This is a genomic window from uncultured Azohydromonas sp. (assembly GCF_937926365.1).
Taxonomy (GTDB): domain Bacteria; phylum Pseudomonadota; class Gammaproteobacteria; order Burkholderiales; family Burkholderiaceae_C; genus Azohydromonas.
Map to the genome: position 1 here is coordinate 1 of NZ_CALAOH010000206.1, position 23,223 is coordinate 23,223.

Annotated in this window: 19 protein-coding genes and 1 pseudogene; 4 read left to right on the forward strand and 16 right to left on the reverse strand. The window is 71.0% G+C overall.

The features are described 5' to 3' along the window. Positions 1-189 (reverse strand): annotated as a pseudogene (locus Q0741_RS21980) (hypothetical protein); the annotation flags it as partial. Positions 190-337: 148 nt separating this feature from the next. On the opposite strand from Q0741_RS21980, the gene Q0741_RS21985 reads away from it, so the two are divergent. Then, positions 338-1,390, forward strand: a complete 1,053-nt coding sequence (locus tag Q0741_RS21985; RefSeq protein ID WP_298235328.1) for a phosphotransferase — start codon at positions 338-340, stop codon at positions 1,388-1,390. A 176-nt stretch (positions 1,391-1,566) separates the two neighbouring features. On the opposite strand, the gene Q0741_RS21990 is transcribed toward Q0741_RS21985, so the two are convergent. The 15 genes from Q0741_RS21990 to Q0741_RS22060 form a co-directional block, all read right to left on the reverse strand. Further along, the gene (locus Q0741_RS21990) at positions 1,567-2,607 is read right to left on the reverse strand and encodes a DctP family TRAP transporter solute-binding subunit (protein WP_298235329.1); all 1,041 of its coding nucleotides are present in this window, start codon (positions 2,605-2,607) and stop codon (positions 1,567-1,569) included. A gap of 49 nt (positions 2,608-2,656) precedes the next feature. Next, a complete protein-coding gene (locus Q0741_RS21995) occupies positions 2,657-3,955 on the reverse strand; it encodes a TRAP transporter large permease (RefSeq protein ID WP_298235330.1) in 1,299 nt (432 codons plus the stop codon). Further along, complete coding sequence (locus Q0741_RS22000) at positions 3,952-4,494, reverse strand: TRAP transporter small permease (RefSeq protein ID WP_298235331.1); 543 nt, start codon at positions 4,492-4,494, stop codon at positions 3,952-3,954. The genes Q0741_RS21995 and Q0741_RS22000 overlap by 4 nt, the downstream gene beginning before the upstream one ends. Before the next feature lie 151 nt (positions 4,495-4,645). After that, positions 4,646-6,115, reverse strand: a complete 1,470-nt coding sequence (locus Q0741_RS22005) for a M20 family metallopeptidase (RefSeq protein ID WP_298235332.1) — start codon at positions 6,113-6,115, stop codon at positions 4,646-4,648. 180 nt (positions 6,116-6,295) lie between these two features. After that, complete coding sequence (metW, locus tag Q0741_RS22010) at positions 6,296-6,880, reverse strand: methionine biosynthesis protein MetW (protein ID WP_298235333.1); 585 nt, start codon at positions 6,878-6,880, stop codon at positions 6,296-6,298. Continuing rightward, positions 6,877-8,052 (reverse strand): homoserine O-acetyltransferase, encoded by a 1,176-nt coding sequence (locus Q0741_RS22015; RefSeq protein ID WP_298235334.1) that lies wholly within the window; start codon positions 8,050-8,052, stop codon positions 6,877-6,879. The genes metW and Q0741_RS22015 overlap by 4 nt, the downstream gene beginning before the upstream one ends. 199 nt (positions 8,053-8,251) lie before the next feature. Further along, complete coding sequence (locus Q0741_RS22020) at positions 8,252-8,869, reverse strand: glutathione S-transferase C-terminal domain-containing protein (protein ID WP_298235335.1); 618 nt, start codon at positions 8,867-8,869, stop codon at positions 8,252-8,254. Between the two features lie 29 nt (positions 8,870-8,898). Continuing rightward, positions 8,899-10,233 (reverse strand): amidohydrolase family protein, encoded by a 1,335-nt coding sequence (locus Q0741_RS22025; RefSeq protein WP_298235361.1) that lies wholly within the window; start codon positions 10,231-10,233, stop codon positions 8,899-8,901. Positions 10,234-10,238: 5 nt separating this feature from the next. Then, positions 10,239-10,868: a uracil phosphoribosyltransferase gene (gene upp, locus Q0741_RS22030; protein ID WP_298235336.1), complete on the reverse strand. Its 630-nt coding sequence runs from the start codon at positions 10,866-10,868 to the stop codon at positions 10,239-10,241. Positions 10,869-10,916: 48 nt separating this feature from the next. Continuing rightward, positions 10,917-12,218 (reverse strand): URC4/urg3 family protein, encoded by a 1,302-nt coding sequence (locus Q0741_RS22035; protein ID WP_298235337.1) that lies wholly within the window; start codon positions 12,216-12,218, stop codon positions 10,917-10,919. After that, a complete protein-coding gene (locus tag Q0741_RS22040) occupies positions 12,208-13,479 on the reverse strand; it encodes a GTP cyclohydrolase II (RefSeq protein WP_298235338.1) in 1,272 nt (423 codons plus the stop codon). The genes Q0741_RS22035 and Q0741_RS22040 overlap by 11 nt, the downstream gene beginning before the upstream one ends. Before the next feature lie 31 nt (positions 13,480-13,510). Beyond that, a complete protein-coding gene (locus Q0741_RS22045; protein WP_298235339.1) occupies positions 13,511-14,437 on the reverse strand; it encodes an ABC transporter permease in 927 nt (308 codons plus the stop codon). 376 nt (positions 14,438-14,813) lie between these two features. After that, on the reverse strand, positions 14,814-15,869 hold the full coding sequence (locus Q0741_RS22050; RefSeq protein WP_298235340.1) for an ABC transporter permease: 1,056 nt from the start codon (positions 15,867-15,869) through the stop codon (positions 14,814-14,816). After that, the gene (locus tag Q0741_RS22055; protein WP_298235341.1) at positions 15,859-17,460 is read right to left on the reverse strand and encodes an ABC transporter ATP-binding protein; all 1,602 of its coding nucleotides are present in this window, start codon (positions 17,458-17,460) and stop codon (positions 15,859-15,861) included. The genes Q0741_RS22050 and Q0741_RS22055 overlap by 11 nt, the downstream gene beginning before the upstream one ends. A 32-nt stretch (positions 17,461-17,492) precedes the next feature. Then, a complete protein-coding gene (locus Q0741_RS22060; protein ID WP_298235342.1) occupies positions 17,493-18,485 on the reverse strand; it encodes a BMP family protein in 993 nt (330 codons plus the stop codon). Positions 18,486-18,726: 241 nt separating this feature from the next. On the opposite strand from Q0741_RS22060, the gene purB reads away from it, so the two are divergent. From purB to Q0741_RS22075, 3 genes are all read left to right on the forward strand, one after another. Next, positions 18,727-20,097: an adenylosuccinate lyase gene (purB, locus tag Q0741_RS22065; RefSeq protein WP_298235343.1), complete on the forward strand. Its 1,371-nt coding sequence runs from the start codon at positions 18,727-18,729 to the stop codon at positions 20,095-20,097. Between the two features lie 103 nt (positions 20,098-20,200). Then, on the forward strand, positions 20,201-21,022 hold the full coding sequence (gene pyrF, locus Q0741_RS22070) for an orotidine-5'-phosphate decarboxylase (RefSeq protein ID WP_298235344.1): 822 nt from the start codon (positions 20,201-20,203) through the stop codon (positions 21,020-21,022). A gap of 22 nt (positions 21,023-21,044) precedes the next feature. Further along, complete coding sequence (locus tag Q0741_RS22075; RefSeq protein WP_298235345.1) at positions 21,045-23,195, forward strand: ATP-binding protein; 2,151 nt, start codon at positions 21,045-21,047, stop codon at positions 23,193-23,195. Positions 23,196-23,223: the final 28 nt, after the last annotated feature.

Sequence of the window (23,223 nt, forward strand, 5' to 3'; positions counted from 1 at the left end):
CGGTGCCGCCTCGGGCTCGGCGGGCTGCACCTCCACGGGCGGCGGCGCGCTTTCCTCGGGCAGCAGCACCTGCGTCGCGGCGCCCAACGGCAGCCCGGCCAGCAGAGCCAGCGCCAGCAGCCGCTCGGCGCGCGGGCGCGGCAGCGTCAGGGATGGGGCGGACGGGCGGGCGTGGGCAGGCAGGCGCAAGGCGGCAAGGGGGCTGTCGGGCCGGGCGGCGGCCGGGCCGGCGTCAGGAAGGGCGCCGGGTGCGGTTCGTAAAATCCGGGCGATTATCCATGAGGGTCTGCCCGGACCCTCTCCGCCCGCGGCGCCGCCGCGCCTGGCCCTGTCCCCCATGAGCACCACCATCACCTGGACCGATCCTGCGCGCGCGCAGGCCTTCAATGCCTGGCTCGCGCCGCTGGCCGCACAGCACGGGCTGCAGATGCACACCCTGCGCCCGGCCTCGGCCGACGCGAGCTTCCGCCGCTACTTCCGCATCGACAGCGCCACCGGCCCCTCACGCATCGTCATGGACGCGCCTCCGCCCCAGGAGGACGTGCGGCCCTTCGTGCACATCGCCCGGCTGATCCAGGGCGCGGCCCTGAACGGCCCGGAGCTGCTGGCCGTGGACGAGACCCACGGCTTCCTGCTGCTGTCCGACCTGGGCCAGCAGCTGTTCCTGGACGCGCTGCGCCAGGCTGACGCCGCGCAGGCCGACGCGCTCATGCGCCAGGCCATCGCCGCGCTGGTGCAGTGGCAGGTGCGCATCGACCCCGCCACGCTGCCCAACTACGACGGCGCGCTGCTGCAGCGCGAGCTGGCGCTGTTTCCGCAATGGTGCGTGCAGCGCGAGTTCGGCGTCACCTGGACCGAGGCGCAGCAGGAACAGTGGAGCCGCATCGCCGCGCTGCTGACGGCCAGCGCGCTGGCGCAGCCGCGCGTGGCGGTGCATCGCGACTGGATGCCGCGCAACCTCATGGTGGGGCCGCAGGGCCCGGGCATCCTGGACTTCCAGGACGCCGTGCGCGGCCCCGTGACCTACGACATCGCCTCGCTGCTGCGCGACGCCTTCGTTTCCTGGGACGAGGAGCGCGAGATCGACTGGGCGGTGCGCTACTGGCAGGCCGCGCGCGAGGCCGGCGTGCCGCTGGACGGTGGCCTCAAGGAGGATTTCGGCGAGTTCTGGCGCGCGCTGGAGTACATGGGCCTGCAGCGCCACCTCAAGGTGCTGGGCATCTTCTGCCGGCTGAAGCACCGCGACGGCAAGGACCGCTACGTGCAGGACCTGCCGCGCTTCTTCGCCTACGCCACCAAGGTCGCGCTGCGCTACCGCCAACTGCAGCCGCTGCTGCCGCTGCTGGAGCCGCTGTCGGGGGCGGCGGTGGAGGCGGGGTACACGTTTTGATTTCGGTTCTTCGTTGCGAGTGAAGTAACCCCGTCACACCCGCGAAGGCGGGTGTCCACGAATACCGGGCTGCAGCCCGACTCGCGTGGATGCCCGCCTTCGCGGGCATGACGAGGGAATATTTCAGCGTCGCTCAAGACCCGAAAGAATTGAAAAGGCGCTGCCGCGGCGGCGCCTTACTTCTTGCGCGCCGCCACGGCCGCCTCGGCCTTGGCCACCAGGGCCTCGCCCACGGTCTTCTTCCACTTGTCGTAGACCGGGCGCGTGGCCTTGGCGAAGGCTTCGCGCTCGGCGGCCGACAGCTTCACCACGCTCACGCCGTTGGCGGCGATGTCCTTGAGCACCGCCGGCTCGGCGTCGGCCAGGCCCTTGCGCGCGATCTCGATCTGCTGCTTGCCCGCGTCCACCGCGGCCTGGCGCACGATGTCGCGGTCGGCCGGGGTCCAGCTCTCCCACACGTCGCGGTTGACCACGAAGATCAGCGGATCGGCCATGTAGCCCCACACCGTCAGGTGCTTCTGCGCCACGGTGTGCAGCTTGGCGGCGGTGTAGATGGACAGCGGGTTCTCCTGCCCATCCACCGCGCCGCTGGCCAGCGCGGGCTGCGCGTCGGCCCAGCTCATCTGCGTGGGGTTGGCGCCCAGCGCGGTGAAGGTGTCGATGAACAGCGGCGAGCCCACCACGCGCAGCTTCAGGCCCTTGAGGTCCTCGGGCTTGCGGATGTCGCGCTTGGAGTTGCTCAGCTCGCGGAAGCCGTTCTCGCCCCAAGCCAGCGGCACCACGCCGCCCTTTTCCAGCGCCTTGAAGATGTCCTTGCCCGGCTCGCCCTGGGTGATGGCGTCGATGGCGGCGTAGTCGGGCATCAGGAAGGGCAGCGAGAACAGGTTGAGTTCCTTGACCTGCGGCGACCAGTTGATGGTGGAGCCGATGGCCATGTCGATCACGCCCTGGCGGATGGCGGTGAGCTCGCGCGTCTGGTCGCCCTGCACCAGCGACGTGCCGGGGTAGAGCTTGATGTTGATGCGCCCGCTGGTGCGCTGCTTGACCAGGTCGGCCCAGATCTCGCCGCCCTTGCCCCAGGGGAAGGCCGTGCCCAGCACCAGCGACATCTTGTATTCGGGCTTGTAGTTGGCGGGCACCTGGGCCTGGGCGCTGCCCAGCGACAGGACGGCGGCCAGCGCGGTGGCAGCGGCGGCGAACAGATTGCGGCGTTTCATCTCGTGCAGTCTCCTTGGAGGGGTTCTTGAACAGGGAAGGGGGGCTTCTTCAGTAGCCCAGGCGCTGCGGCAGCCACAGCGCCAGCGGCGGGAAGGCGATCACCGCCAGCATCGCCAGGCCCATGGCCAGCAGCAGCCACAGCACCCAGGGAATCGTGGACTCCATGCGCACGCCCGCGATGCGGCAGGACACCATCAGGTTCACCGCCATCGGCGGCGTGAACTGGCCCAGCGCCACCAGCAGCGTCAGGATCACGCCGAACCACACCGGGTCCCAGCGGAAGGCCTGCACCAGCGGCAGCAGCAGCGGCACGAAGATCAGGAAGATGGAGATGCCGTCGAGGAACATGCCCGCCACGATCAGCACCAGCACCACCAGCGCCATCACGCCCCACTCGCCCAGGCCGGACTGGACGATGGCCTGCGTGATCGGGTCGATGACGGAAAGCGTGGAGAGCGCGTAGGCGAAGATCCCGGCCAGCGCCACCACCATCATGATCACGGCCGAGGTTTCGGCCGCCTCGCGCAGGATCGGGAACAGGTCGCGCAGGCCGATGGTGCGGTGCACCGCCATGCCCACGAACAGTCCGTAGAACACCGCCACCACGGCGGCCTCGGTGGGCGTGAACCAGCCCGCGCGCATGCCGCCCAGGATCAGCACCGGCGCGGCCAGCCCCCAGGACGCTTCCTTGAGCGCCGGCCAGAACGCCGGCCGCGGCAGCTTGGCTTCCGCCCCGCCCATGCCGTGGCGCCGCGCCAGCCACACCGCCGGGATGATCAGCGCCAGCCCGGCGAGCACGCCCGGCACCATGCCGGCGGCGAAGAGGGCCGGCACCGAGGCGCCGGGCACCATCACCGAGTAGACGATGAAGGCCACCGAGGGCGGGATGAGGATGTCCGTGGCCGCCGCCGCGCCGACCACGCTGGCGGAGTAGGCGCCCGGGTAGCCCGCGCGCGCCATGGCCGCGATCATCACGCTGCCCACCGCCGCGGCCGTGGCCGGGCCCGAGCCGGAGATGCCGCCCAGGAACATCGCCACGGCAATCGCCACCAGCGGCAGCATGCCGGGGCCGCGCCCGACGATGGCTATGGCGAAGTTCACCAGCCGCTGCGCCACGCCGGAGCGGTCGAAGATGGAGCCCACCAGCACGAACATCGGGATCGCCAGCAGCGGGTACTTGGACAGCCCGGCGTAGAAGTTCTGCGGCAGCGCCAGCAGGCCGAAGAACTGCGTCGTGGTGTTGGACAGCGCGATGGCGGCACCGCCGCCGATGGCCAGCGCCACGCCGATGGGCACGCCCAGCAGCATCAGCCCGATGAAGAGGGCGAACAGCAGCGCGGCGATCATTGGCCGGCTCCCTTGCACGCGTTGCGCAGGAACAGGCCGAAGGCGCGCAGCGCGATGGCGAAGGACAGCACCGGCAGCCAGATCGAGTACCACCACTTGGGCAGCCCGATGCCGGGCGTCGTCTCCTCGAAGCGGTATTCGTCCCACACCAGGCGGACGCTCAGGCCCGCGAGCGCCAGGAAGAACAGCGTCGAGCACAGCGCGCCGATGCGCGCCAGGCGCCGGCGGCGCTCGGCCGAGCCGCTCTCGCTGAAGTACTCGATCTTGATGTGGCGGTCGCGCGCCATGGCGGCGCAGCCGCCGGCCAGCGTCACGACGATGAGCAGGAAGACGGAGATCTCCTCCGTCCAGGCCAGCGACTGGTCGGTGAGGTAGCGCACCAGCACGTTGGCGAAGGTGATCAGGCACAGCGCGCCCATGCACAGCACCGCCAGCCAGTCCTCCAGGGCCAGCGGCACCTTGACTTTCACATCCTCGGGGGCTTCGTCGATCAGGGTCTCCGAGGGCAGCGGCGCATCGGCGGGGGCGTCGGGCTTCATGGTCACGCAGGGCCCGGCGACGACCGGGCCGATTCAGGCAAAGACCACGATTGTTACCGGTTGCGCGGTGCCGTCCCTGTGGGCGTTGCTTAGGACGCTATGTGCGTCGAGCAGCCTGCCTGCGCCCACGGGCAGGCAGGCCGCTTCGGGCTCACGGCATCGCCGCCACCACCTGCGCCACCGCCGCGGTGAGCCGGCGCGCGTAGTCCAGGTGCAGGAACTCGTTGGGCCCGTGGGCGTTGCTCTTCGGGCCGAGCACGCCGCAGACCATCATCTGCGCCTTGGGGAAGCCCTCCTGCAGCATGCCCATGAAGGGGATCGTGCCGCCCTGGCCAATGAAGCCGCAGGGCGCGCCGTAGTGGGCCTGGCTGGCCGCGTCCAGCGCCGTGGCGAGCCAGGGCTGCAGCGACGGGGCGTTCCAGCCGTTGGCGCCCAGCGCGCCGGCGCGCCCATCGGCGTGGAAGGTGACCTTGGCGTTGTAGGGCGCGTTGTCCTCCAGCAGTTGCTGCAGCTTCAGCGCCGCGGCGTGGCCGTCCAGCGTGGGCGGCAGGCGCAGCGAGAGCTTGAAGGCGGTGTAGGGCCGCAGCACGTTGCCGGCCTGCGACAGCTCCGGGAAGCCGTCCACGCCGGTCACGGACAGGGTGGGGCGCCAGGTGCGGTTGAGCAGCGCCTCGACCGGGTCGGTGGTGGTGGGCAGCGCCGGCGTGCCGTCGTTGCCGCAGGCCCAGGGGTAGCGCTTCCAGACCTCGTCGCCCAGCGCCGCCGCCGTGGCCTGGGCCTGCGCGACGCGCTCGGCGGGAATCTCGACGTGGAAATCCGGCGGCAGCAGCGCGCCGGTGCGCGCGTCCTCCAGCCGGTCCAGCACCTGGCGCAGGATGCGGAAGCTCGACGGCACCAGCCCGCTGGCGTCGCCCGAGTGCACGCCCTCGGTGAGGATCTGCACCTTCAGCACGCCGCTGACCATGCCGCGCAGCGAGGTGGTGAGCCAGAGCTGGTCGTAGTTGCCGGCGCCCGAGTCCAGGCAGACGACCAGGCCGACGTCGCCCAGGCGCGGGCCCAGGGCGGCGACGTAGGCCGGCAGGTCGAAGGAGCCGCTTTCCTCGCAGGTCTCGATCAGGCCCACGCAGCGCGGATGCGGCGTGCCCTGCGCCTTCAGGGCCTCGATGGCGCTGACGGCGGCGTAGATGGCATAGCCGTCATCGGCGCCGCCACGGCCGTAGAGCAGGCCGTCCTCGACCACGGGCGTCCAGGGGCCGAGGTCCGCGCGCCAGCCGTTGAACTCGGGCTGCTTGTCGAGGTGGCCGTAGAACAGCACCGTCTGGCCGGCGCCGCCGGAAGCCGTCGCCTCCACCTCGAAGAAGATCACCGGCGTGCGCTCGGGCAGGCGGATGATTTCCAGCTTGAGCCCCGGCACGCGGCGGGACTCGACCCAGGCCGCCGCGTCCTGCAGCACGCGCTCGATGTAGCCGTGCTGTGCCCAGTCCTTGTCGAACATCGGGCTCTTGGCCGGCACCCGGATGTAGTCCACCAGCGCGGGCAGGATGCGCTCCTTCCACGCCTCGTCGGCGAAGGCGCTCAGGGCTTGGGGGTCGGGGAGGGGAAGGCGTTCGGGGGCGTTCATGGCGGGCTCCGGGAGGGGATTCAACCCATTCTAGGAGCCGCCTTTTTCACTCCTGGCGGCGGCGGGAAGGGCCAACCGCAACGGGGCGCTGTCGCTCAGCCCTGCAGGCCGCGCCCTCGCAGAGCTCGAGCCCTTCGCTGCCCGCGCGAGCGTGCGCAGGCACGCTCGGCTGGTGGCAGCTCAGCCCCGCTCCAGCCTGAACACCGCCGTGCTCGCCATCAGGTTCGGCCACGCGTCCACCTTGCGCCCATTGTGCAGCCCGAAGGACTGCAGCACCCGCAGCCCACACTGCCCGGCCAGCACCTCGAAGTCGGCGAAGGTGCCGACGCGGATGTTGGGCGTGTCGTACCACTGGTAGGGCAGCGTCTTGGTCACGGGCATGCGCCCGCGCAGCACCGAGAAGCGGTTGGGCCAGTGCGCGAAGTTCGGGAAGCTCACGATCGCGCTGCGTCCCACGCGCGCCGTCTCGCGCAGCAGCTCGGCCGTGTTGCGCAGGTGCTGCAGCGTGTCGAGCTGCAGCACCACGTCGAAGCTGCCGTCGCGGAACAGCCCCAGGCCCTCGTCCAGGTTGCGCTGGATGACGTTGACGCCGCGCTTGACGCACTCCAGCACCTTCGCGTCGTCGATCTCCACCCCGTAGCCGGTGCAGCCGCGCTCGTCGCGCAGCAGTGCCAGCAGCGCGCCGTTGCCACAGCCCAGGTCCAGCACGCGGCTGCCCTTGGGCACCAGCTCGGCGATCAGCGCCATGGCTTGCCGGTCGCTCATGCAGCCTCCCTTTGGCTCACGGCCACGGCCGGGGCGGTGATGGCCTCGGCCTCCGCCGCCACGCGCTCGAAGTAGGCGCGCACCACGCCGTGGTAGCGCGGGTCCTCCAGCAGGAAGGCGTCGTGGCCGTGCGGAGCGTCGATCTCCGCGTAGGCCACGTCACGGCCGTTGTCCAGCAGCGCCTGCACGATCTCGCGCGAGCGCAGCGGCGAGAAGCGCCAGTCGGTGGTGAAGCTCACCACCAGGAATTTCGCCGTGGCCTTGGCCATCGCGGCGGACAGGTCGCCGCCGTGCTCGCGCGCCGGGTCGAAGTAGTCCAGCGCGCGCGTGATCAGCAGGTACGTGTTGGCGTCGAAGTACTCGCTGAACTTGTCGCCCTGGTAGCGCAGGTAGCTCTCGATCTGGAACTCGATCTGCTGCGTGCTGTAGGCCAGCTCCGCGGCGCGCAGCGCACGGCCGAACTTGGCTTCCATCGAGTCGTCGGACAGGTACGTGATGTGGCCGATCATCCGCGCCACGCGCAACCCGCGCTGCGGCACCACGCCGTGGGCATAGAAGTGGCCGCCGTGGAACTCGGGGTCGGTGCAGATGGCCCGGCGCGCCACTTCGTTGAAGGCAATGTTCTGCGCCGAGAGGTTCGGCGCGCTGGCGATCACCAGCGCGTGGCGCAGGCGCTGCGGGTGCTGGATGCTCCAGCTCAGCGCCTGCATGCCGCCCAGGCTGCCGCCGATCACGGCCGCGAGCTGCTCGATGCCCAGCGCGTCCAGCAGCCGCGCCTGCGCGTTGACCCAGTCTTCCACCGTCACCACCGGGAAGTCCGAGCCCCAGGGCTGACCGGTGGCCGGGTTGATGTCCTTCGGCCCGGTGGAGCCGAAGCAGGAGCCCGGATTGTTGACACCGATGACGAAGAAGCGGTTCGTGTCCAGCGGCTTGCCCGGACCGATCAGGTTGTCCCACCAACCTTCGCTCTTCTCCTGCCCGGCGTAGGTGCCGGCGACGTGGTGGCTGGCGTTGAGCGCGTGGCACACCAGCACGGCGTTGCTGCGCGCGGCGTTGAGCGTGCCGTAGGTCTCATACGTCAGCGTGTAGTCCGGCAGCTGCGCGCCGCTCTTGAGCGGCAGCGGCTGCGAAAAATGCATGCGCTGCGGCGTGACATGCCCTATAGAACCCATGGATGAAACCCGTCCCTCCAGAAGCAAAAAACCCGGCGTCGCTGAAAGCGGACACCGGGTCTGGGCGTCCCTCTTTAGCTGCATTTGTTGAGCGCCCGCAATCCGGAACAAATCGGCGCTGAAGGGACAGTATAGGCGACACGCGCCACCGTCCCGGGCCGCGGCGCCCTGGCAGCGCCTGCGGCAGATCAACCGTTCTTCAGCCCTTGGGCACGGCGGTGGCGATGAAGCTCGCGCGCGCTTCGAGCTTGTCCGACAGGCGCGCCAGGTTGGGATGGTCGCCGCGCCAGTCGATGTGCGGGAAGCGGAAGGTGAGATAGCCCACCGCGCAGCCCACGGCGATATCGGCCAGCGAAAAATGGTTGTGCACGCACCAGGCGTCGTCGCCCAGCGCCTGCGACAGGGCCTTGAGCGCGCTGTGCACGCGCGCCATCTGGCGGTCCACCCAGGCCGGGCTGCGCTGGGCCTCGCTGCGGCCAGCCCAGGTCAGCTCAAGCCGCGCCAGGATCGACGCGTCCAGCAGCCCATCGGCCAGCGCCTCGATGGTGCGCACCTCGGCGCGCTCGCGGCCCGTGGCCGGAATCAGCCGCCCCACCGGCGAGAGCGTGTCCACGTACTCCACGATCACGCGCGAGTCGTACACCGGCTCGCCGGACTCCGTGATCAGGCAGGGCACCTTGCCCAGCGGGTTGGAGGCCAGGATCGCGTCGCTGTTCCAAACGTCTTCCTGCAGAAACTGGTAGTCCAGCTTCTTCTCCGCCATCACGACGCGCACCTTGCGCACGTAGGGGCTGGTGAGCGATCCGATGAGCTTCATGCCTGCCTGTGTTTGTGTTGGGGCCGATTTTAGGGGCCCGCCTCCGGGCCGCCCGGCGAGGCCGCCCCGGGCTCATCCCGGGCCGGCGGCGCCAGCGTGAAGTCCACTCGCGCCGGCCGGCCCGGCAGCTCCAGCTCCACCGCCTGCACTGGCGCGCGCGCCAGCACCCGCCCTCCGCGCACCACCAGCAGCCGTGGCGCGCGCAGCCGGATCGCCTCCTGCGGCGAGCGCGCCTGCAGCAGTACGAAATCCCCACGGCAGCCCGGCTCCAGCCCGTAGCCCTCCAGCCCCAGGATGCGCGCGTTGTTCACCGTCACCGCGTCGAAGCAGGCGCGCTGCCCGGCCACGGAGCCCAGCTGCGCCACGTGCAGCCCCATCGCGGCGACTTCCAGCATGTCGGCCGAGCCCAGCGGGTACCAAGGGTCCATCACGCAGTCGTGGCCGAAACCGACGTTCACGCCCGCGGCCAGCAGCTCCGGCACGCGCGTCATGCCACGGCGCTTCGGGTAGGTGTCGTGCCGGCCCTGCAGCATGATGTTGATGAGCGGGTTCGCCACCGCGTGCAGGCCGGCCTCGGCCATCAGCGGCAGCAGCTTGGACACGTAGTAGTTGTCCATGGAATGCATGGACGTGAGGTGCGAGCCCGTCACCCGCCCATGCAGCCCCAGCCGGTGCGTCTGCTGCGCCAGCGTCTCGACGTGGCGCGACAGCGGGTCGTCGCTCTCGTCGCAGTGCATGTCCACGCGCAGGCCGCGCTCCGCGGCCAGCTCGCACAGCAGCCGCACGCTCTCGGCGCCGTCGGCCATGGTGCGCTCGAAGTGCGGAATGCCGCCCACCACGTCCACGCCCAGGTCCAGCGCACGCTGGAGGTTTTCAAACGCGCCCGGGCAACGCAGCAGGCCGTCCTGCGGAAAGGCCACCAGCTGCAGGTCGAGGTAGGGCGCCACCTGCCGCTTGACGTGCAGCAGCGCCTCCACCGCCAGCAGCCGCGGGTCGCAGATGTCCACGTGCGAGCGGATCGCCAGCAGCCCGCGCGCCACGGCCCAGTCGCAGTAGCGCAGCGCACGCTCCACCAGCGCCTCCTGCGTCAGCAGCGGTTTCAATTCGCCCCACAGCGAGATGCCTTCCAGCAGTGTGCCGCTCTCGTTCACCCGCGGCTGGCCGTGGCTGAGCGTGGAGTCCATGTGGAAGTGCGCGTCCACGAAGGGCGGGCTCAGCAGCCAGCCGCCGCCGTCCAGGGTGGGAAGGCCTGGCGGCGCCGGCAGCGCCGGCCCCACCGCGGCGATGCGCCCCTCGCGCACCAGCACGTCCACGCCGGCGCGCCCATCGGGCAGCGCCACGTTGCGCAACAGCAGGTCCTGCATCCGCATCACTTGGTGCCGAAGAGCCGGTCGCCGGCGTCGCCCAGGCCCGGCAGGATGTAGCCGTGCTCGTCGAGCTGGCGGTCGATGGCGGCCGTGTACACCGGCACGTCCGGATGCTGGGCATGGAAATGCCGCAGCCCCTCCGGCGCGGCCAGCAGGCTCACGAAGCGGATCGAGCGCGGCTTGAACTCCTTGAGCCGCTCCACCGCCGCCGTGGCGGAGTTGCCCGTGGCCAGCATCGGGTCGAGCACGATGGCGTCGCGCTCCTCCATGTGGTCGGGCATCTTGAGGTAGTACTCCACCGCCATCAGCGTGCGCGGGTCGCGGTACAGCCCGACATGGCCCACGCGCGCGCCGGGGATGATCTCCAGCATGCCGTCCAGGAAGCCGCCGCCGGCGCGCATGACCGAGACGAACACGGTCTTCTTGCCGTCGATCACCGGCGAGCGCATGGACTCCAGCGGCGTCTCGATGTCGATCAGCTGCGTGGGCATGTCGCGCGTGACCTCGTAGGCCATGAGCATGCTGAGCTCGTGCATCAGCCTGCGGAAGCTGTTGGTGCTGCGGTCCTTCTCGCGCATGAGCGTGAGCTTGTGCTGCACCAGCGGATGGTCGATGACGTGAACGACGGACATGGGCCTTCTCCCTCGTGGTGGATGTGGTGCTTGTGTCTTGCGGACGGCTCAGAACACGGTGCCGTCACTGTCGATGGCCACCGGCGGCGCGCCGCCGCCGCGGCGCTCGGCGGCGATCTGCCGCCCCGCCGCCCAGCTGCCGCCCTCCAGCAGGCAGCCCAGCGGCAGCGTGTCGTCGCCCAGCAGCGTGCGCACGCGCGGCAGCAGGGCGTCGAGCAGCGTCACGGTCAGCGCGCGCCACTCGATCACCCAGGGCTCGCCCGGCACGCGCACCCGGGTACCGAATTCCGAGTCCAGCGGCTGGATCACGCCGGCATCGAGCAGCAATCCGCCGTTGCGGTACTCGGGCAGCCCGGTGAGCTCCTCCAGCCCCGTGATCTGCACGCCTGCGGCCTGGAAGGGCTCGACCAGCGAGTAGCTCAGCCACTGGCTGAGCTTGTGGAAGGGCACCCAGCCCGCGCTGGGGCCCTCGCCACCGGCCAGCGGATGCGCCCAGGCGTCGCCCACCGGCACGCCCATGAACTGCTGCCCGCTGGGCCAGATGGCGCTGAAGGCGTCCAGCAGCGACTGCAGCAGCCGCGCCGCCGACACCTGGTGGTGCAGCGCCGTGCTGCGCGGCACCACGTGGTGGTTGTGCAGCCGCGGCGCATGGTGGTGATGCGTCAGCGCATCGAACAGGTGGCCCGGGCGGCCATCGGCCGTGAAGGTGTCCACCTGCTGGCGCAGCGCCTGTGCCAGGCGGCGCAGCAGGACGACGCGGCCCTCCAGCCCCAGCAGCGGGTTGTCCTCGCGCACCTGGAAGATCGCCGCCAGCGCGGGCACGTCGATGCGCGCCAGCGCCTTGGCGTCCACCCGGCAGGGATCGCCCATGTCGCTGGAGAAGGCGCCGGCCAGGAAGCCGCGCAGGCTTGCCACGCCCAGGCCCTCGGATCGCGCGAAGGTCTGGCCGCTTTCCTTCTCCACGTACTGCCACTGCGCGCCGGCGCCGGCATCGAGCAGCACGCTGATGAACACCAGCTCGATGTGCGCCCGCGCCCGCGCCACCTGGCCGTGTCCGGCGAGCTTGGCATTGACCTCGGCCAGCCGGTCCACGCCGCCGGCCTCGAAATGGCGCCAGCGGCTGTGCAGCGGGACGCGCCCGTCGGGGAAGCGCGCGCGGGTCAGCGCCGCGATGCGCTGCGCCACCTCGTCCAGCCTGGACTCGTCGAGCCGGAAATGCTCCGAGCGCCCCTCGCGCACCGCCTGCGTGAGGTTGGCGCAGCGCTCGCGCACCGTGGCGGCCTGGCGCAGCCGCCGCACGCCCTCGGCCACGTCGCCGGGGCTCAGCGTGGGGTTGAGTTCATTCGACAAGGTTGCGCCCCTTCGTGGCCGCCAGCCGGTCGGCGTCCGGCACGCTGCCGTCAGTGAAATAGCCCGCCGCGATCTTGGCCTCGATCTCCACCCGGGCGTCCGCAGGGACTAACTCGTCGGGAATCTTGATGCGCTCGCCCACCTCGATGCCGCTGCCGGTGATGGCGTCGTACTTGTCGTTGCTCATGCTCACCAGGCGGTGGATCTTCCTGATGCCCAGCCAGTGCAGCACGTCGGGCATCAGCTCCTGGAAACGCATGTCCTGCACGCCGGCCACGCACTCGGTGCGCAGGAAGTACTTGTCCGCGCTGTCGCCGCCCACCTGGCGCTTGCGCGCGTTGTAGACCAGGAACTTCGTGACCTCGCCCAGCGCGCGGCCCTCCTTGCGGCTGTAGGCGATCAGCCCCACGCCACCGGCCTGCGCACCTTTGATGCACTCCTCGATCGCGTGCGTCAGGTACGGCCGGCAGGTGCAGATGTCGGAGCCGAACACGTCCGAACCGTTGCACTCGTCATGCACCCGCGCCGTGAGCGTGACCTCGGGATTGGCCAGGTCCTGCGCCTTGCCGAAGACGTAGAGCGTCTGCCCGCCGATGGGCGGCAGGAACACCTCCAGGTCGCCGCGCGTGACCAGCTCCGGGTACATGCCGCCGGTTTCCTCGAACAGCGTCTTGCGCAGCACCGCCTCGCTCACGCCGAAGCGCTTGGCCACGCCGGGCAGCCACCACACGGGCTCCACGGCGATCTTGGTGACGGTGGCGGAGCTGTCCTCCAGCAGGATCTTCCCGTCCACCTGCAGCCGCTGGAACGCCAGCGCCTGGCGGATCTCCGGCAGGTGGATGTGCGCCTGCGTCACGGCGATGGTGGGGCGGATGTCCACGCCCTGCGCCAGCTGCTCGGCGAACACCTCGGCCACCGAGGCGCCCCAGGGGTCGATGGAGACGATCTTGTGCGGGTCGGCCCACTGCGGATAGGGGCCGATGTGCTCGGTGGGCGCGGTGTTGGTGAGATCGGCGCGGTGGCCCTTGGTCAGGTTGCCCGCGGCCACCGCCAGCGCGCGGTACACGCCGTAGCTGCCGCTGTGCGTGCCGATGACGTTGCGCTGGCTGCGGTTGGTGGTGGTACCGATGAGCGGCCCGCGCTCCTTCGGATCCGCCGCGCCCCAGCGGATGGCCGGTGCACCGCCGGCACCCTGGCCGGGATGGGACGTCAGCCGTATGTGGCTGCTGCCCTTGGTGGAGGTGGACGATTCGGTGCTCATCGCGATCTCCTTCCTGCTGCTTACTAAGTAGCTAGCGCTCGCCCTTGCGGTAGGGCCTCATCAAGGCTTGAGGATAAGCCGCCCGCCGTGCCATCACGACCAGCGCGACGATGGCCATGGCATAGGGCAGCATCAGCCAAACCTGGTAGGGCAGCGCCTCCACGGCACCGCCTTGTTGCAGCCTCAACTGCAACGCGTCGAAGAAGGCGAACAGCAGCGCGCCCAGCAGGGCCTTGCCGGGCCGCCACGAGGCGAAGACGACCAGCGCCACGCACACCCAGCCGCGGCCGTTGACCATGTTGAAGTAGAAGGCGTTGAAGGCCGAGAGCGTGAGGAAGGCCCCCGCCACGCCCATCAGCGCCGATCCCGCCACCACCGCGCCGGTGCGCAGCCGCGCCACCGACAGGCCCTGGCCCTCGGCGGCAGCCGGGTTCTCGCCCACCATGCGGATCGCCAGGCCCAAAGGTGTGCGGTGCAACAAATACGCGAGCAACGGCACCAGTCCCAGCGCCAGCAGCGTCAGCGCCGTCTGCTCCGAGAGCACCGGCACGGGCAGCGCGCTCAGGGGCTCGAAGGGCGTGATGGTGGGCGGGCGCTCCACCTTCGGAAAGCTCACGCGGTAGGCATAGCTCGCCAGGCTGGTGGCCAGCAGCGTCAAACCGAGCCCCGCCACGTGCTGGCTCAGCGCCAGCGTGACGGTCAGGAAGGCGTGCAGCAGCCCCAGCAGCGCGCCCACCGCGGCGGCCACCAGCACGCCGCTCCACAGGCCATGGCCGGCGTACACGGTGAGCCAGCCGGCGAAGGCGCCGGCAACCATGATTCCCTCCACGCCCAGGTTCAGCACCCCGGCGCGCTCGCACAGCAGCACGCCCAGCGTGCCGAAGATCAGCGGCGTGGCGATGCGCAGCACCGCGACCCAGAAGGGGGCGGCGGAAAGGAGTTCGAGGATTTCGGTCATGCCGCACCGCCATGAGCGAGAACGCCGGGTTTTCGAGCGTTGGCGCGGGACAAGGCAGGCCGAAGAAAAAACGTCGTCATCCCGGCAAGAAGGCAGTGGTGTCCAGGCAAGGGGCACAGAACGTTTGCCGTGAGCGGATGCGCTTCGCCAACTACCTCGTCATTCCCGCGGAGGCGGGAATCCAGGCAGCCCCCAAGCTGGCCGTGAGCTGTGACGTTGGAACGTCGGTGCTCCCACCACCCCATTCCGGCATTGCGGCTTGCGTTCTGGCGTGGGGCCGCCTGGATTCCCGCCTCCGCGGGAATGACGAAGTGGAGGGGCTGCCGCTCGTGCTTCGTCCAACAGAAAGCCTTGGATTTCCCAGGACGGCCCCGCATCACGCCGCCCCTCCCACCGCCGCCGGCCGGCGCCACGCCACGCGGTAGTTCACCAGCAGCGTCGCCATGAGCATGGTGATCAGCGCCAGCGCGACGATCACGTCGGCGATGTAGGTGGGCACGCCCACCTGGCGGCTCATGCCGTCGGCGCCCACCAGGATGCCGGCGACGAAGGTCGCGGCCGCCACCACTCCCAGCGGATTCAGCCCGGCCAGCATCGCCACCACGATGCCGCTGTAGCCATAGCCCGGCGACATGTCCAGCGTCAGGTAGCCGGCGCGGCCCGCCACCTCGATGGCGCCGGCCAGCCCGGCCAGCGCGCCGGACATCAGCGCCACCAGCACCGTCACCCGCTGCACCGGCATGCCGGCAAAGGCCGCGGCGCGCGCGTTGGCGCCCACGGCACGGATCTCGAAGCCCAGCGTGGTCTGCCGCAGCAGCAGCGCCAGCGCCGCGGCCAGCCCCAGCGCCGCCAGCAGCCCGTTGTGCAGCCGGCTGCGCGGCACCAGGTTGCCAATCTGAAGTTCCTCGGGCAGCGCAATGCTCTGCGGCCAGCCCATGGCCATCGGGTCCTTCATCGGGCCGTCGAGCATGGCCGACACGCCCAGCAGCACGATGAAGTTCAGCAGCAGCGTGGTCACGACCTCGTCCACGCCCAGCCGCTTGAGCAGCGCCGGCCCCAGCAGCAGCAGCGCGCCCGCGGCCATGGCGGCGGCGATCATCAGCGCGAAGGAGCCGCCCGCGCCGGCCACCGCCACCGCGGCCAGCGCGCCGGCGTAAAGCTGCCCCTCGGCGCCGATGTTCCACAGCCGCGCCCGGAAGGCCACCGCCGCCGCCAGCCCGGTGAGGATCAGCGGCGTGGCACGCGTGAGCGTTTCCGTGAGCGCCAGCCGCGAGCCGAAGCCGCCTTCGAGCAGCAGCCAGTACGCGCGCCCCACCGGCGCGCCGGCCCAGGCCACCAGCGCGGCGCTCAAGCCCAGCGTCAGCGCCACGGCCAGCAGCGGCGCGGCCAGCGCCATGGCTCGCGAAGGCGCGGCGCGCCGTTCAAGCCGCATGCACCACCTCGTCGGTCGAAGAAGAAGATGAAGAAACCTGCGCCGCCGCGCCCGCCATGGCCAGGCCGATCTCGGCCCGCGACCACTGCGCCGCCGGCCGCGCCAGGCCCAGGCGGCCGTGGTGCATCACGGCGATGCGGTCCGACAGCGCGAACAGCTCATCCAGGTCGTCGCTGATGAGCAGCAGCGCCGCCCCTTCGGCGCAGGCCTGCTGCAGTTGGCCGTGCACGTAGGCCACCGCGCCCACGTCCAGGCCCCAGGTCGGCTGGTTGGCCACGATCAACTTGGGCGCCGGCGCGGCCGGGTCGCCCGCCAGCGCGCGGCCCAGGATGAGTTTCTGAAGATTGCCCCCCGACAGCCGCCGCGCCGGCGTCGCCAGCCCGCCGCCCTCGGTGCCGCGCACGTCGAAGCGTTGCACCAGCGCCTGCGCATGCGCCTGCGCGCGGCGGCGCTTGAGCCAGCCCAGGAGCGAGAAGCTCGCGCCCGCGTAGCGCTCCAGCACCGCGTTCTCCCACAGCGCCAGGTCGCCGATGGCACCCACGGCGTGGCGGTCCTCCGGGATGCGCGCCACCCCGGCAGCCAGCCAGGCGCGCGGCCGCGCGGGCAGCCGCCGGCCCTCGAACACCAGCGTGCCGCCGTCCAGCGCCTGCACACCGCACAGCAGGTCCGCCAGCACCTGCTGGCCGTTGCCCGAGATGCCGGCGATGCCCAGGATCTCATTCGCGTGCAGCTCCAGCGTCACGCGGTCGAGCTTCGGGCGCGGCTTGCCCGCCACGTGCGCGTCACGCAGCCGGCACACCAGTGCACCGGGCTGGCGCACGCTGCGCCCGGCCGGTGCAAGCGCACGGCCCACCATGGCCTCGGCCAGCACCGCCTTGTCCACGACTTCCAGGCTGTCGAAGCGCGCCACGAGCCTGCCCGCGCGCAGCACCGCGACGCGGTCCGAGACGCGCCGCACCTCGTCGAGCTTGTGGCTGATGAAGACGATGGACAGCCCCTCGCGCACCATGCCGCGCAGCGTGTCGAACAGCGCCTCGCTCTGCTGCGGCGTCAGCACCGCAGTGGGCTCGTCCAGGATCAGCACCCGTGCCCCGCGCACCAGCGCCTTCAGGATTTCCACCTGCTGCCGCTCGCCGATGGACAAGTCGCCGATGCGGGCCTCCGGGTCCACGTGCAGCCCGAAGCGCTGCGCCGTCGCCAGCAGCCGCGCCCGCGCGGCACGCCGGCGCGAGAAGGGCAGCCACAGCGGCTCGGTGCCCAGCATCACGTTGTCCAGCACGCTCAAGTTGTCGGCCAGCGTGAAGTGCTGGTGCACCATGCCGATGCCCGCGGCCAGCGCCGCGCGGGTGTCGCCCGGGGGCAAGGGCTTGCCGTCCACCTCGATGCGGCCCGCATCGGGCAGGTAGTGCCCGAACAGGATCGCCATCAGCGTGCTCTTGCCCGCGCCGTTCTCGCCCAGCAGGGCCAGCACCTCGCCGCGGCGCAGCTCCAGCGAGATGTCGTCGTTGGCCACCAGCGCGCCGAAGCGTTTGCTGATGTGGGAGAGCCGCAGCAGCGGCGCGTCGGTGGCGGCGGGGGAGGGGGCGCTCACGAGAACAAGCCCGGGACGGCGGCTTCGGCGCCTTACCTGGCCTTCGGCGCGCTGTCGTCCACCTTGACCACGAAGCTGCCGTCCAGGATCGCCTTTTCCTTCGCCTTGACCTTGGCCTTGAGCTCGGCCGGCACCTTGGCCTCGAAGGTGCCCAGCGGCGCGAGCTCCGAGCCCTTGTGCTTCATGGTCGAGTAGGCGCCGTAGTCCTCGGCCGAGAACTGGCCGGCCTTCACCTTCCTGAGCGCGACCTCGATGGTGGGCTCCATGTTCCACAGCGCCGAGGCCACCACGGTGTCGGGGTAGGTGCTTTGCGTGTTGATCACGTTGCCCACGGCCAGCACCTTGCGCTCCTTGGCCGCGTCCGACACGCCGAAGCGCTCGGCGTACATCACGTCGGCGCCCTTGTCGATCATGGCGAAGGCCGCTTCCTTGGCCTTGGGCGGATCGAACCAGCTGTTGATGAAGCTGATGCTGAACTCGGCCTTGGGGTTGACCTCGCGCGCGCCGGCGATGAAGGCGTTCATCAGCCGGTTGACCTCGGGGATCGGGTAGCCGCCGACCATGCCGATCTTGCCGCTCTTGCTCACGCCCGCGGCGATCATGCCGGTGAGGTAGGCCGGCTCCTGGATGTAGTTGTCGAAGACGGAGAAGTTGGGCGCCTGCGGCTTGCCGGAGCTGCCCATGAGGAAGGCGACCTTGGGATAGTCCTTGGCCACCTTGCGCGCCGCGGCCTCCACCGCGAAGGACTCGCCCACGATCAGCGCGTGGCCGCCCTCGGCGTACTGGCGCATCACGCGCTCGTAGTCGGCGTTGGCCACGTTCTCGCTGAACACGTACTCGATCTCGCCGCGCGCCGCCGCGGCCTTGAGCGCCTTGTCGATGCGGCTGACCCACTGCTGCTCCACCGGCACGGTGTAGATGGCGGCCACTTTCAGCTTGGACTGCGCCAGCGCCGAGCCGGCACCGCCCAGCAGCGTCGCGGCAGCCACCAGGGCCAGCACGGGACGACGAGACATCGAATGCATGGGAATCCCTCCTTCAGGTGAGTTCTCTCGAGTTGTACACGCCCTGACGCAAGAGCTGTTCCAGTTGACGCAAGGCTTTTGCATACAGGCGCCGCCCTGGTGCGCGGCGGTGCAGGCGCTGGCAGCCAAAGGCCCAGCGCGGCCTCGGGCCAGCCGGCAGGTGTCAAGAGGGGGCACACCCGCTCAAGAGGGCCCCACCTACAATTGAGGGTTTGCCCGTCTGAACTCGGAAGTTGCCGCCATGAACCTCTCCGCCCTTACCGCCCTGTCGCCGCTGGACGGCCGCTATGCCGCCAAGGTGGCGGCGCTGCGCCCCCTGCTGTCCGAGTTCGGCCTGATGCACCGCCGCGTGCAGGTCGAGGTCGAGTGGTTCATCGCGCTGTCGGACGCCGGCTTCGCCGAGTTCATGCCGCTGTCGCAGGCCTCGCGCGAGCTGCTGCGCGGCCTGGTGCAGAACTTCTCCGAGGCCGACGCGCAGGCGATCAAGGACATCGAGAAGACCACCAACCACGACGTCAAGGCCGTGGAGTACTGGATCAAGTCCCGCTTCGAAGGCCAGGCCGAGCTGCAGGCCGCCGGCGAGTTCGTGCACTTCGCCTGCACCAGCGAGGACATCAACAACACCAGCCACGCGCTGATGCTCAAGGCCGCGCGCGAGCAGGTGCTGCTGCCGTCGCTGGACCGTGTCATCGAGCGCCTGGCGTCCATGGCGCACCAGTTCGCCGCCGAGCCCATGCTCAGCCGCACCCACGGCCAGACCGCCAGCCCCACCACCGTGGGCAAGGAGATCGCCAACGTCGTGGCCCGCCTGCGCCACGCGCGCAGCCGCATCGCCGAGGTGAAGCTGCTGGCCAAGATGAACGGCGCGGTGGGCAACTACAACGCGCACCTTTCGGCCTACCCGGCCGTCAACTGGGAAGCCTTCAGCCGCCAGGTGGTGGAAGGGGCACTGGGCCTGACCTTCAACCCCTACACGATCCAGATCGAGCCGCACGACTACATGGCCGAGCTGTTCGACGCCGTCACCCGCGCCAACACCATCCTGGTGGACTGGTCGCGCGACGTCTGGGGCTACATCAGCCTGGGCTACTTCAAGCAGAAGACCAAGGCGGGCGAGATCGGCTCCAGCACCATGCCGCACAAGGTCAACCCCATCGACTTCGAGAACGCGGAAGGCAACTTCGGCCTGGCCAGCGCGGTGCTGACGCATCTGGCGCAGAAGCTGCCGATCAGCCGCTGGCAGCGCGACCTGACCGACTCGACCGTGCTGCGCAACATGGGCGTGGCGCTGGGCTACGCCGTGCTGGGCCTGGAGTCCCTGTCGCGCGGCCTCGACAAGCTGGAGCTCAACCGCGAGGCGCTGGCCGCCGACCTGGACGCGTCCTGGGAAGTGCTGGCCGAGCCGATCCAGACCGTGATGCGCCGCTACGGCCTGCCCAACCCGTATGAGCGCCTGAAGGAGCTCACCCGCGGCAAGGCCATCACGCGCGAGGCCATCGCCGGCTTCATCGACACGCTGGTGGAGCTGCCCGAAGGCGAGCGCGCGCGGCTGAAGGAGCTCACGCCCGGCGGCTACACCGGCTGCGCCGAGGCGCTGGCCAAGCGGATCTGAGCTGCGGCGGCGGGCAGTGCAGGCCCGCCCCTCACATGACGCTTCGGCGTGCCGATAAGCAGGCCGCAACCCGACTTTCCCGATTTCTGAAAGCGGAATTTCCATGAAATTCACCGACCTGCTCCAAGCCGCCGAGGCGCGCAGCCAGTCGCTGCTGTGCGTGGGCCTGGACCCGGAGCCCTCGAAATTCCCGGGCGACTGGAAGGGCGATGCCTCGCGCATCTACGACTTCTGCGCCGCCATCGTCGAAGCCACGCACGACCTGGTGAGCTGCTTCAAGCCGCAGATCGCCTACTTCGCCGCGCACCGCGCCGAGGAGCAGCTGGAGCGGCTGGTCCAGCACATCCACCGCGTGGCGCCGGGCGTGCCGGTGATCCTGGACGCCAAGCGCGGCGACATCGGCTCCACCGCGCAGCAGTACGCGCGCGAGGCCTTCGAGCGCTACCAGGCCGACGCGCTCACGCTCTCGCCCTTCATGGGGCTGGACTCGATCGAGCCCTACATGGACGCCTGGCCCGACAAGGGGCTGATCCTGCTGTGCCGCACCTCCAATCCCGGCGGCAGCGACCTGCAGGCGCAGCGGCTGGACAGCGGCGAGCTGCTGTACGAGCGCGTGGCGCGGCTGGCGCAGGGCCCGTGGAACCGCCACGGCCAGCTCGGCCTGGTGGTGGGCGCCACCTTCCCGGCGGAAATCGAGCGCGTGCGCGAGCTCGCGCCCACGCTGCCGCTGCTCATCCCCGGCGTGGGCGCGCAGGGCGGCGACGCGGCCTCCACCATCCGCGCCGGGCTGCGCCCGGGCGGCACGGTGATGGTGAATTCCTCGCGCGCCGTGCTGTACGCCAGCGCGGGCGCGGACTTCGCGGCCGCGGCCCGCGCCGAGGCGCAGCGCACGCGCGACGTGCTCAACGCCGCTCGCGCGGGCTGAGTCTTCCCGGCGGAGGCAGGCCATGTGGAGCGCGCTGACGTCCCACACCGGCTCGGGCCTGCTGCCCGAAGTGCAGCAGGACGTGCGTCCGCGCGTGGCGCGCTTCTTCTTCGCCGCCGCCGCCACGGCGGCGGCGGCCAGCGGCGCGCTGCTGGCACTGCCCGGCGTGCAGGTGGAAGGCGCCGAGCGCTTGGTGCTGCTGCTGTCGGAGCTGCTGCTGTGCGGCGTGAGCCTGCACGCGCTGCGCACGCGCGAGGGCGCGCTGGACGCGGCCGTGCGGCGCGTGTCGCTGGCGGCGCTGCTGCCCATCGCGCTGATCGCGTGGCTGGTGGACCGGGGCCTGGGCGGTGCGGGCAGCGGCTTCCTGGCGGTGCTGGTCTGCATGTGCGCCGCCGTGGCGCGCAAGCGCACGGCGCTGCTGGTGGGCACGCTGGGTTTGTTGCTGCTGGGCGCACTCGCCTGGGGTCATCACAGCGGCGCGCTGCCGGCCCAGGGGGGGCAGCCGCCGGCGCTGCAGTTCGCGCTGCAGGTGGTGGTGCTGCTCACCGGTGCCGCGGGCGGGCGCGTGCTCCACGGCGTGCTGGAGATGGTCCTGCACAAGGGCGCGGACGGCGGGCAGCGCTTCGCCGCGCTGCTGTCCCTGGCGGCCGAGTTCTATTGGGAGACCGACGCCCAGTGGCGGCTCACGCGCGTGCTGCGGCGCGACCGCCGCGGCCGTTTCCAGGCGCTGCCCGGCCCCTGGGGGCAGCCGCTGTGGGCCTTGCCGGCGCTGCGCGCGGACCCCGCGGTGATCGAGGCCCAGCGCGCGGAGCTGCAGGCTTGCCGCCCGCTGCGCGAGATGTGCGTCACCTGGCAGGCCGGGCCGGGCGCGCTGCGCTGGCTGCGCGTGAGCGGCGAGCCGCGCCATGACGCGCGCGGCCGGTTCCTGGGCTATTGGGGCGTGGGACGCGACTTCACGGTGGCGCGCCGCGCCGCCGCGGCGGTCGAGGCGCTGCGCGAGCAGTCGCGCCTGCAACTGCGGCAGGCGCTGGACCAGGCGCAGGCCGCCAGCCGCGCCAAGAGCGCCTTCCTCGCCAACACCAGCCACGAGCTGCGCACGCCGCTCAACGCGCTGGTGGGCCTGGCGCAGCTCGCGCGCGCCCCGGGCCTGGAGGAGGACAAGCGCCAGCAGTACTTGGCGCAGATGCTCGACAGCGCCGACACGCTGATGGCGGTGATCTCCGACATCCTGGACCTGTCCAAGATCGAGGCCGGCAAGCTCGACATCCACCCGCAGGACTTCGACCTGCAGGCGCTGCTGCAGCGGCTGCAGCGCGGCTATGCCGCCATCGCCAGCACGCACGGCCTGGCGCTGGTGCTGGACATCGACCCCGCGCTGCCGCAGGGCGCGCATGGCGACCCGGTGCGGCTGCGCCAGGTGCTGGGCAACTACCTGAGCAACGCGTTGAAGTTCACCGAGCAGGGCCTGGTGCGGCTGAGCGCGCACGCCGTGGCGGGCAACCGGGTGCGCTTCGAGGTGGAGGACACCGGCCCGGGGCTGGACCCGGCGACGCAGGCGCAGCTGTTCCAGCCCTTCATCCAGGCCGATGACTCCACCACGCGGCGCCACGGCGGCACGGGGCTGGGGCTGTCGATCTGCCGCGAGCTGGCGCAGCTCATGGGCGGCGAGGTGGGGGTGGCCAGCCGTCCGGGGCGAGGCTCGCGATTCTGGTTCGAGCTGCCGCTGCCCGCGGCCGCCGCCCCGGTGGTGGTGCCCGCGCCCGCGCCCGTGCCGTCGGCGCAGGCCCTGGCGGGCGTGCGCGTGCTGATGGTGGAGGACAACTTCATCAACATGACCATCTCCACGGCCATGCTGCAGCAGTGGGGCGCACAGGTGACAGGCGCCGCCGACGGGCTGGAGGCCCTGGAGGCGGTGGACCGCGCGCTGCAGGAGAACCGTCCGTTCCAGGCGGTGCTGATGGACATGCAGATGCCGCGCATGGGCGGGCGCGAGGCCACGCGCGAGCTGCGCCGGCGCTTCGACCCGCAGACGCTGCCCATCGTCGCGCTGACCGCCGCGGCGCTGCCGTGCGAGCGCGACGAGGCGCTGGCCGCGGGCATGAACGACTTCCTCACCAAGCCCATCGACGCGCCCAAGCTGCTAGCGACGCTGCAGAGGGTGTTGAGGGTCTAAGCGGAAAGGGGCGGGGAGAGGGCAGGCC